7 protein-coding genes, 1 tRNA gene and 1 pseudogene are annotated in these 10077 nt (G+C 72.2%); 1 reads left to right on the forward strand and 8 read right to left on the reverse strand.

Going from position 1 to position 10077, the window contains the following annotated elements; genetic code table 11:
• Positions 1–89: 89 nt before the first annotated feature.
• The 3 genes and pseudogenes from D9R02_RS09755 to D9R02_RS09760 all read right to left on the reverse strand — a co-directional run bounded on the left by D9R02_RS09755 (position 90) and on the right by D9R02_RS09760 (position 5493).
• Positions 90–2933: a Pls/PosA family non-ribosomal peptide synthetase gene (locus D9R02_RS09755; RefSeq protein ID WP_310793822.1), complete on the reverse strand. Its 2844-nt coding sequence runs from the start codon at positions 2931–2933 to the stop codon at positions 90–92.
• Positions 2934–3182: 249 nt separating this feature from the next.
• A pseudogene (locus D9R02_RS12305) lies at positions 3183–4214 on the reverse strand (AMP-binding protein); the annotation flags it as partial.
• A gap of 313 nt (positions 4215–4527) precedes the next feature.
• The gene (locus tag D9R02_RS09760) at positions 4528–5493 is read right to left on the reverse strand and encodes an alpha/beta hydrolase family protein (protein ID WP_223110377.1); all 966 of its coding nucleotides are present in this window, start codon (positions 5491–5493) and stop codon (positions 4528–4530) included.
• Positions 5494–5976: 483 nt separating this feature from the next.
• Between D9R02_RS09760 and D9R02_RS09765 the strand changes: the two genes are divergently transcribed.
• On the forward strand, positions 5977–7239 hold the full coding sequence (locus D9R02_RS09765) for a glycosyltransferase family 4 protein (RefSeq protein WP_102613730.1): 1263 nt from the start codon (positions 5977–5979) through the stop codon (positions 7237–7239).
• A 192-nt stretch (positions 7240–7431) separates the two neighbouring features.
• Here the strand turns inward: D9R02_RS09765 and D9R02_RS09770 are convergent, their stop codons facing one another.
• From D9R02_RS09770 to D9R02_RS12110, 5 genes are all read right to left on the reverse strand, one after another.
• On the reverse strand, positions 7432–8070 hold the full coding sequence (locus D9R02_RS09770) for a WbqC family protein (protein WP_102613729.1): 639 nt from the start codon (positions 8068–8070) through the stop codon (positions 7432–7434).
• On the reverse strand, positions 8070–8687 hold the full coding sequence (locus tag D9R02_RS09775; protein WP_102613728.1) for a PIG-L deacetylase family protein: 618 nt from the start codon (positions 8685–8687) through the stop codon (positions 8070–8072). Before D9R02_RS09775 ends, D9R02_RS09770 begins: the two co-directional genes overlap by 1 nt.
• A gap of 152 nt (positions 8688–8839) precedes the next feature.
• Positions 8840–8915, reverse strand: a tRNA-Ala gene (locus D9R02_RS09780).
• A gap of 161 nt (positions 8916–9076) precedes the next feature.
• Positions 9077–9496 carry a ribosome silencing factor gene (gene rsfS, locus D9R02_RS09785; RefSeq protein WP_102613727.1) on the reverse strand — a complete coding sequence of 140 codons (420 nt, stop codon included), beginning with the start codon at positions 9494–9496 and terminating at the stop codon, positions 9077–9079.
• A 27-nt stretch (positions 9497–9523) separates the two neighbouring features.
• On the reverse strand, positions 9524–10077 hold a 554-nt coding region (locus tag D9R02_RS12110; protein WP_220700423.1), incomplete at its 5' end, for a hypothetical protein.

Here is a 10077-nt window from a genome sequence, read left to right on the forward strand (position 1 = left end):
CAGCAGAGCATGAACGAGAACGTGGCCGAGGGGGATCTGCCCGGGAGGCAGATCCCCCTCGGCCACGTTCTCGTTCATGCTCTGCTGCGTCATTCGGTGGCTCCCTGGTGCTCAACGGCGCGGTCCCCGGCGGGGAGCGCGGTCGGTGCGGGGGCCGCGGCGGTGGACCCCGTGCTGTGCTGCGTGATGGTCTCGGGTCCCGACGCCGCGGCGTGGGATCCCCGGCGCGTGGCGGGGGCCGCGGTGGGCAGCACCTGCGCGCTGACCACCTGGTCCCCCGGTTCGAGGTGGCGGATGGGGTTGCCGCCCCAGTTGCCGTCCGAGGGCACGGTCTCCTGGCGCATGACCAGGGATCCCGGTGCCACGGTGGTGCGCTCCTCGATCGTGGCGCCCGGCAGCACGAAGCTGTTGGGGCCCAGTGTGGAGCCCCGCCGCATGGTCACGGGCTCCATGCGCATGATCCGGTCGTGGAACAGGTGGGTCTGCAGGACCGTGCCGCGGTTGACGGACACGTTGTCCTCGAGGCGCACCAGGTCGAACTCGGGCAGCCACCAGGTCTCGCACCACACGCCGCGGCCGATGTGCGCTCCCATCAGCCGGGCCCACACGTTGAACAGGGGCGAGCCCACGCTCAGGCGGATCATGGAGGGCACGGCCAGGGACTCGGCGAACACGTCCGTGAGCTCGTTGCGCCACACGAAGGAGCTGAACAGCGGGCGCTCGCTCTCGCGGAAGCGACCCATCAGCGCCCACTTCACGAGCACCGGCACCAGGCACGCCACGGTGCTGGCCACGGTGAGCACCACACCGGACCAGGCGAAGGCGGCGATCACACCGCTCCACCCCATCCCGTGGGACATGTAGATGTCCGTGAGCACGTACACGATCACCAGGTCCAGCCACGCCGAGACCATGGCGGGCAGGAAGCGGAAGAGCTCCACGAACGCCCGCGCCGCCTTGAGCCGCCGCTGCGGCTGGAACGTGGACTCGGCATCCGCCTCCGTCTTGGCGCGCGCGATCGGCGCCGCAGTGCGGCCCAGCCAGGAGGACCCGGCCGGTGCGCGGTGGGGTGCGGAGCTGAGCACGGCCACCAGTGCGTCCGCGGGCAGGTCCCGGTCCGGTCCCACGATCCCGGAGTTGCCCACGAAAGTGCGCTCACCGATCACGGACGTGCCGATGTGCAACCAGCCGAAGCCCGCGCGGTGGGACGTCACCAGGGCGTGGTCCGCGAGGAACGAGCCGTCCTTCAGCGTGGTGAGGTGCGGGATGGTCTCCGCGGTGGAGATCTCCACGTTGCGCCCCACCTTGGCGCCGAGCAGCCGCATGAACCACGGGGTGATGCACGAGGCGTAGATCGGGTAGGTGGAGATCAGCGTGCGCTGCATGAGCGTCTCGGTGAGCCACATGGCCCACCCCACCGGTCCGTTCTGGGGGAAGTACCCGGGGACGATCATCCCGGAGACCAGGCGCACCAGGCCCACCACAAGCAGCAGCCACACCACGGCCGTGACCACGGTGAACACCGGAACCCACACGGCCACGATCGGGAACACGACCTCGTACTCCTGGATGGTGACCACGCGGGTGAGCACGATCAGCGCACCGGGAATCAGTGCCAGGAAGGGCAGCAGCCCCACCAGGACCGCGCCTCCGGAGAACGCCAGGTGGCTGGTGAGCGCCCCCCAGGTGCGCATCCCGCCCGTGGCCTCCGGGGAGTCCTCCGGCCAGGTGGTTCCGGCGTTGCCGTGGTGGCGCAGGGGCGAGCCGCCCCACAGCTCCCCCGCGGGCACCGCGCGGCTCACGTGGGACCCCGGCAGCACCTCGGCACCGGCACCCACGTGCATCCCGGGATCCACCAGGGTGCGGGTGCCCACGCGTGCGTGCTCCCCGATCTCGATCGCGCCCACGTGGAAGACGTCGCCGTCCAGCCAGTAGCCGGAGAGGTCCGCCTCGAACTCCACGGTGGCGTGGTCCCCCACGCGCACCAGGCCGGTGACCGGCGGGGTGTTGTAGAGGTGGGCGTCCCTGCCCACCGTGTTGCCGAACAGCCGGTGCAGGGTGCGTGCCATGGGTGTGCCGGTGAGGACGTCGTACTTGTTGTAGACCACCACGCGTTCAGCGGCCCACACCCTCAGGTGGTTCCAGCTCCCCCGCGGGTAGTGCCCGGGCTTGAGACCGGCGGTGAGCGCACGCACGGTGGCCGCGCCCACGAGCACGCGTCCCGGCAGCGAGAACATCACGAGCCAGCCCACAACCAGGGGCAGCAGTGGCGGGGTGGGCACCCACCCGGCGTCGGCGACGACCGCGAGCAGCCACACCACGATCAGCGAGCCGAGGACGTAGCGGAAGCCGTTGAGCACGTTCAGCGCCAGGATGAAGGCCCCCTGGAACCAGCCGGCGGCCGCGGGGACGGGGTCCGGATCGCGCTTGACGTCGTGGGACTCCCCGAGCGTGGCCAGGTAGCCCGCCATGGACTCGAGGGTGGGGTGGGCGTAGATCTTGGCGATCTCCGTGTCCGGGTGGCTCCGGCGCAGCGCCGAGACCAGACGCGCGAGGGCCACCGAGCTGCCGCCCATCGCGAAGAAGTCGCTGTCCGCGGCGAACGGCAGGGGCCCGAGCTGGTCCGCCCACAGCTCCGCGAGCCACGCGAGGTCGCCCTCGAGGGGCGCGGAGCCGTCGTCGCTGGTGGTGGGCAGCGGCCACGGCAGGGCCTTGCGGTCCACCTTGCCGGAGGTCTTCATGGGCAGCTCGTCCATGAGGCACAGCGCGGGGACCATCCCTCCCGGGAGCCGCTCCACGAACCAGCGGCGCGCCTCCGAGAGGTCCACGGACCCCTCGTCCTCGGGCACCAGGTAGCCCGCGATCACGCTGCCGCCGCCCGGTGTGGAGTGCACGGCGCACGCGCCCAGCTTCACGCCGGGCACCTGGGTCATCTGCGTGTCGATCTCGCCGAGCTCGATGCGTCGGCCCGAGACCTTGACCTGGTCGTCGGCGCGGCCCGCGAAGACGATGCCCTCGGGGTCCGCGCGCACCACGTCACCGGAGCGGTAGGCGCGCTCCCACCCGAGCGACTCCAGCGGGGCGTACTTCTCGGCGTCCTTGGCGGGGTCCAGGTAGCGGCCCAGGCCCACGCCGCCGATGATCAGCTCACCGGTCTCGCCCCAGGCCACGGGCTCACCCTGGGAGTCCACGACGGCGAGCTCCCACCCGGGCACGGCGAGGCCGATGCGGATGGGCGCCTCGCCGGTCAGCAGGGCGCCGGTGGCGATCACGGTGGCCTCGGTGGGGCCGTAGGTGTTCCACACCTCACGCCCGGGACGCACGAGGTGCTTCGTGAGCTCCAGGGGGCACGCCTCGCCCCCGAAGATGAGCAGCCGCACGCGGTCCAGGGCCTCGCTGGGCCACAGGGAGGCCAGCGTGGGCACGGTGGAGACGGCGGTGATCTGCTTGTCCACGATCCACTGGCCGAGGTCCGGGCCGGAGCGCACGATGCTCCGGGGCGCGGGCACCAGGGTGGCGCCGTGGCGCCAGGCCAGCCACATCTACTCGCACGAGGCGTCGAACGCCACGGACAGCCCCGCCATCACGCGGTCGCCGGGCCCGAGCGGGCGGCGCTGGAGGTACATCTGGGCCTCCGCGTCCACGAGAGCCGCGGCGGAGCGGTGGCTGATGGCCACACCCTTCGGCTTGCCCGTGGAGCCCGAGGTGAAGATGATCCAGGCGTCGTCCCGCGTGCGCGGGGTCTCCGTCCGCTCGCCCGTGGAGACGGCCGTGCGGCGCGTCAGTTCGAGACCCTCCCCGAAGACGGCGGCCACACCGGCCTCCTCCCACACCGTGTGGGCCCGCTCGTCGGGGTCGTCCCAGTCCACCGGCACGTAGGCCGCGCCCGCGAACAGCGTGGCCAGGATGGCCACGTAGAGGTCCGCCCCGCCGGAGGGAACGCGAATGCCGACCCGGTCACCGCGCCCCACGCCCATGTCCCACAGGCGCTGGACGTGGACCTCGATCCGGTCCTCGAGCTCTCCGTAGGGGACGGACTCGTGCTCGTCCTCGAGGGCGATCGCGTCCGGGAACTGCGCGACCGTGTCGAGGACGATGTCCACCAGGGTGCGCGGAGCCGGTGGTTCCTCCACCGGATAGACCGCTCTGTCGGGGGCTGCGCCCCGTGGGGCGCCGGCCTCGTGGGCCTCGCCGCTGAGATTGTGGCTGTCCACTGCTGTTGTGCTCCCCCTCGCTAAGGACCAGTGGCGCAGGAGGAGACGGACGTGAGCCTCGGTCAGGTCGCGTCCGCGCGGGTGTTCGGATCAAGCCGCCCGGGTCCCCCGACCCTGACGGCGGCGCGACATCCCGTGAACGCGCCGTGGTGCCCAGCGTTGACATCCCCCTGCCGGCCCAGTGTGTGAGGCCAGAATACGGGAGGGGTCGTGGGCGGTCCAATACTCGGACCATTGCATGGAGTTGTCCGGAGATGCCCTGACGGCTCCCCGGAGCGCGGTGCTCGTCCGGGCCCGGGAGCCCGCCCCGGCGTCATCCCGGGGACGGTGCGGAAGAGCTTTCCGCCGTGAGGAGCTCGTCCAGGATGGCGGCGTCAGGCATGTCGAAGTGGTCGTGGCCCGGCAGGATCTCCAGGCGCGTGCGGGTGAACCCCCGCTGCTCGTAGAAGTCCTGCCCCTCGGTCGCCGCGCCCACGGCGTCGAAATCGGCCTCGGGGTCGGTGCCCGTGTCCTGGGATCCTGTGAACCACCACAGCCTCATGTCCCGCTTCCGCTCCTCCGTGGCCCGCGTGCCCAGGGACTCCGGGGCTCCGCCACCGCCCACCATGACGGCACCGCCCGTCACGAGGTTCCGCGCACTCGCGAGCACCCCGTAGCTGATCATCTCGGCCCCACCGGAGTAGCCCATCCACGTCACCTGCCCGGGGTCCACGGGAGTCGTCCCGAGCAGCTCGTCCTCGGTGAGGGCGCGCAGCCACGCGAGATTGGTCCTGAGGTCCTGCCACCAGGTGCGCTCCCCCCTGCTGTCCGGTGACAGCGGCACGGCGAGCAGCGCGTTGTGGGAGGCGGCCACGGCCGCGAGGCACGTGCTCCGCCCGCCCGGTTCGTAGAACTCGGCCCCGCCGTCCCCGTGCAGGTCCACGACGAGTCCCACGGGGCGGGTGGTGTCCACCCCGCCGTCGATCAGGTGGTAGCTGCTGGTCACCCCGCGGTCCGTGAAGGACCGGTCCAGGCGGCCGAGGGCCCCGGCCTGCGTTTGGTCCTCCCCGGTGTCCCCCGTGGCACGGGTGACCGTGTGCGGATGGGCTCTGGGATCGTCTGCGGAGAGACCGTAGCGCGTGCAGTCGGTGGTGGGGATCTCCGCGGCACGGAAGGGGTTCACCACGAGGAGCACCGCTGCGGCCACGAGCACTGCCACCACCAGGAACACGGCGGCGGCCACGGCCACGGGACGCCACCCGGGAGCAGAAGAGCCCTGCCGGGGCCAGGTTTTGGGCATGGCGGTCATCGTACTCCGCGGATGCCGCGCCACCGGACCGGGGCCTCGCCGGCCCGGTACGACGCCGCGAGGCCGCCCCCGCAGGCACCTCGGCGCCGCCTCCCCGGACCTCGTGCCGTGCCCGGCGCCAGCCCCCACGGCCGCCCAGAAGCCGCGCACGGCCCTGAGCGGCTCCGGCGCGAGGTGTTCAGTGCATGGTCAGGGATTCTGCCACGGCAGGCCCTGGTGCATGGGCGGCGCCGAGGACTCCGGGAGCCCACCCCCGGTCCCGCACCCGCACGGTGCGGCGTGGCCGCGCGGTCTCGGCTCGCCTGCCGTGCCACGGTGCCGGGTTCTCGGAGTCTCCGTGGCCTGGCGAGCCGGGTTGTCGGAGTCTTCGTGGCCTGGCGCGCCGGAGGACTGGTGGGACGAGGGTGTCGGTGGTCGGCGGCCGGTGGGTCGGCGCTGTCCTCGGGCGGCCCGGCCGCTGTCTAGGGTGGGAGCATGACGGCTCCCTCCCCCGCCGGGCACCCTCCCGAGTCCCCTTGTCCTGGCCGCCCGCTCCGGCTGGGTCTGGCCTTCCACGGGGATCCCTTCGACCCCGCGTCGTGGTCCGGCACGCCCCGCGGCATCGGGCAGGCGCTGCGGGCCCAGGGTCACGACGTCGTGGGGCTCAGTGCTCGCGCCGGCGAACCCGTGGACGCCACGGTGCAGCGGATTCTGGCCGCCCCTCGGATGCTCCCGCGGATCGGCGCGGTCCGACGCGGCCAGCCGCTGCCGGAGGCCGTGGACCATGCCAAGTCCGCCGCGCGGATCGGCGCAGAGTACCGCGCGCTCGGGACTTTGCTGATTTCGTACGGGATCGCTCGCGCGGGCCACCTGGACGCGGTGCTGCGCCTCGGTACGTCCTTCGAGGTCCGCCACCCGAGAGTCATCACCTTCGAGGACCTCACGGTCCCCCAGGCCATCGAGGCCGGGGAGCTGGAGTGGGGCCGGGTCGGGGCCTGGACCCGTCGGATGCGGCTGCGGGCCCAGGGCAGGGCGTTCAGGAATGCGACCGCGTGCTGCACGGCCACGCCCTGGACGGCCCGCTCGGTGGTCGAGGACTTCGGGACGGACCCCGGCACGGTCTTCCCCGTGGGACTCGGCGCCAACCACGTGCCGGGGCCCGCGGGGCCGGAACCGGACCGGGCGGCGTCGTCCGGGAAGGACTGGAGCTCGCCCCGCTTCCTGTTCGTGGGCAAGGCGTGGGAGGACAAGAACGGTCCCACGCTGCTCGCGGCGTTCGCACGGCTGCGCGGCAGCCACCCGGACGCGCGGCTGGACCTCGTGGGCAACCACCCCCGCGTGGATCTCCCGGGCGTGACCGGGCACGGTTTCCTGCGCGCGGACGACCCCGACCAGCAGCGCCGGCTCGCCGCGCTCTACGCGCGCGCAACGTGCCTCGTGGTGCCCACCACGTTCGAGCCCGCCGGCATCGTGCATGTGGAGGCCGCCGCGGCCGGGGTCCCCAGCATCGGCTCCGCACGCGGCGGGGCGGCGGACATGATCGGCCCCGCCGGGCTCACGGTGGCCCCGGGAGACGTCCCGGAGCTCGTCGCGGCCATGGACCGCATGGCCGATCCAGAGACGGCCCGCCGCATGGGCGAGGCAGGGCTGGAGCGGGCCCGGCTGTTCACGTGGGACCTCGTGGCGCACCGCATGCTTCAGGCCGGCGGTCTGGAACCGTACGACGACGCCGCCTGGCGGGGTCTCTTCCCGGCCTGAGGCTTCCCGCATCCTCGTGGCACGCCGCGCCACCTGATGTTCCGCGGCACGCGAGCCCACAGGCGCTCCGAGGCACCCGGGCCCACGCTGGTGCCCTGCGGGGCCGCCGGCTGCGCCCCCGGTGCCGGTCCGGGGCGGCCGGACACCGGTGGTGGCCCGCGCCGGGGCCGTGCACTGCGGTTCCGTTCGCCCTCAAGAGTGGTTCATGATCGCGGGCAGCGGGTCCTCGAGGTCGAACAGCAGGCTCAGTACGGAGTCCCCGGAGACGGGCACGTGGTCGGACCAGGTGAGCGTCAGACCGTGCTCCGCGAAGTACTCCTCCGGGTTCTCCACCATGTAGGCGCGGCCACCGGATCCCGCGTAGTACTCGTCCCCGCCCACGGCCCTGACCTGCTCGATGAGCCGGTCGGTGGCCCGTTGCTGCGGCGGGTCCGTGAACAGCAGCGGGGTGGTGATGCCCAGCTCGTCCCGGATCATGTGGATCAGCTGCAGGTTGACCTCGTCCAGGGCGCTGCCCGTGAAACCCCGGATGCGTGACACGAGCGCCGGCCCCCGGTTCGCCCACTGCGGGGCACCGCGGTAGCGGCTCGTGATGACCCGCGCGAGGTTCTCCTGCCACCCGGCCATGACCTGCACGTCCGTGATCGGCACGAGCGCGGGCTTGCCCACGAGCCGGTGGGATGCCCACGTGCCCCGCATCCGCACACGGCGCTGGTAGCCCTGCTTCTGGAACTGGTCGTGCCGGGAGACGACGAACGCGTCCGAGACCGCCATCTTGTACCAGAAGCCCGAGTAGGGCAGCAGGTCCGGCTGGTGGATGGTGACCCGCATCAGCGCACGTGCCTGACGAGCGCGTACTGCTCCGCGTACGCCACCCCACGGACCCGCCCCAGTCCGGCGGCGAGGTCCTTGATCGCGGTGATCGGGTGGTTCTCCCCCGGGATCTCGGACTCGTAGCAGCGGCACGCCCGGGCCTTGCGCTCGGCCTGCTCCTCGCTCAGCGGCTCGAAGGTGTTCCAGCGCAGGTCGCTCGGGTAGAGGTTCACGTCGTACACGGCCACGTCGTAGACCAGCACGGACGGGGCGGACCAGTGTTCCGGGGACATGGACAGCCGGGCGGTGCGCATCCCGGCCTCGTAGACGGAGATGTGGTCCTGGTGCAGGGAGGGGAACGGCAGGTACAGCTCGTCCGGTCGCAGCTGCGCGCAGATCTCGTCCAGCCGCCGGACGAGAGCGGGCATGTCCGCTCCCACGGCGCCGTCCGGCAGGTTCAGCTCGCGGGTCCGGCGGACCCCCAGGACCTCCATGGCGCTGCGGAACTCACGGCTGCGGGTCTCGTCCCCGGCCGCCACGACCACCACGGTGCACTCGTCCGGGAACTTGGCCAGCAGCCCTCCGCAGCCCATGCTCTCGTCGTCCATGTGCGGGGCTATGACCAGGCGTTGCATCGGGCAGTGCTCCAGGGGTGGGGGGCGTTGGTCGGTTCCGGGACCGGATCCATGCTACCCATCCGTCGCCACCGGCCCGCGGCTGCGGGACGCTGATCTGCCCCGAGCACGAAAAATCCCCCCACCGTTTCCGGTGAGGGGATTTCCCTTCGTGGTGGAGCTAAGGGGACTCGAACCCCTGACCCCCTGCATGCCATGCAGGTGCGCTACCAGCTGCGCCATAGCCCCGTGCTTCCGGCGAAACTTTACCACGCTTCCATCACTGCCCGTTCACCCGGATTCTTCCTCCGGGCCACCGTGCGGCGGCGTCTGCGTTTCCGGTCTCCCCGTCAACGACTCGATTATTTTAGACAGGATGCGAGGGCCCGCGCAAATCAGCGGGAGGCGTCTCAGCCGACTCGCGTGGCGTCGTCGTCGTCGGCGCCCGGAGCGGCTCCGGCGGGTGCCTGCGGGAGCTGCACGTCGATGGCGGGGCTGTCCCCCCAGAGACGCTCGAGCGCGTAGAACGCCCGGTCCTCGTCGTGGAGCACGTGGATCACGGCGTCGCCGAAGTCGAGCAGCACCCAGCGGCCCTCGCCCTTGCCCTCGCGGCGCAGGGGGCGGCGGTCGAAGCGCTCGATCAGCGCCTCCTCCACGGCGTCCACCACGGCGGAGACCTGGCGCTCGTTGGGTGCGGACGCGACCATGAAGACGTCCGTGATGGCCAGGCTCTCGGACACGTCGAAGGCCACGATGTTCTCGGCCTTCTTCTGGTCCGCAGCCGCGGCGGCGGCGCGCACGAGAGCGATGGATTCGGTGGTGGCAGTCACAGGAGTGTGCTGTCCTTTCTGGTGGTTCTAGAGGATGAACATGACGAGGACGACCGCCAGGGCGGCGAGCACCACGAGCAGCAGGGTGATCAGCACCTTGGGCGTCGCGGTGCCCCGGGTGTACTCCTTGGGTTCGAGCAGCTCGAGACCCTCGGCGTCCACGGCGCGCACTGGCCCAGCGGGTGCCGGCGCGTCCGCAGCGCGGTCGGCGGACTCCGACGACGCCGCGGGAGCGTGCTCGTCGCCGGCCGCCTCCGTGTCCTGGTCGACGCGATCGCCGTCGCAGAGCCCCTCCTCGGGGCTGCCGTGCTCCGCGGGGGTCCCGCGGTCGTGGTCGTGGTCGGACCGGGCGGTGCCGTCCGAGGTCCGCTGCGCACCGGTGGTGGGCTCCTCGGCGGGCGGCGGAGACGGGATCGCAGGGATCTGCGTGGTCACCGGACCGTAGTGCACCGCGGAGGCGGGCAGGGAGGCGGGATCCGCCACGCGCGATCCCAGATCCATCCCACCGGCCGTGGCCTGCGCCGCACCCGGGAACGTGATGGTGAAGTACTCGTTGCCAGCCGGCTCCGACGCGGCAGGAG

It is taken from the genome of Kocuria rhizophila, assembly GCF_003667225.1.
GTDB lineage: Bacteria > Actinomycetota > Actinomycetes > Actinomycetales > Micrococcaceae > Kocuria > Kocuria rhizophila.

What these genes read in the sequence shown, in the direction of transcription:
- D9R02_RS09755 (WP_310793822.1), bottom strand. Translation starts at nt 2,933, where the DNA reads ATGACCCAGGTGCCCGGCGTGAAGCTGGGCGCGTGCGCCGTGCACTCC.
- D9R02_RS09760 (WP_223110377.1), bottom strand. Translation starts at nt 5,493, where the DNA reads ATGCCCAAAACCTGGCCCCGGCAGGGCTCTTCTGCTCCCGGGTGGCGT.
- D9R02_RS09765 (WP_102613730.1), top strand. Translation starts at nt 5,977, where the DNA reads ATGACGGCTCCCTCCCCCGCCGGGCACCCTCCCGAGTCCCCTTGTCCT.
- D9R02_RS09770 (WP_102613729.1), bottom strand. Translation starts at nt 8,070, where the DNA reads ATGCGGGTCACCATCCACCAGCCGGACCTGCTGCCCTACTCGGGCTTC.
- D9R02_RS09775 (WP_102613728.1), bottom strand. Translation starts at nt 8,687, where the DNA reads ATGCAACGCCTGGTCATAGCCCCGCACATGGACGACGAGAGCATGGGC.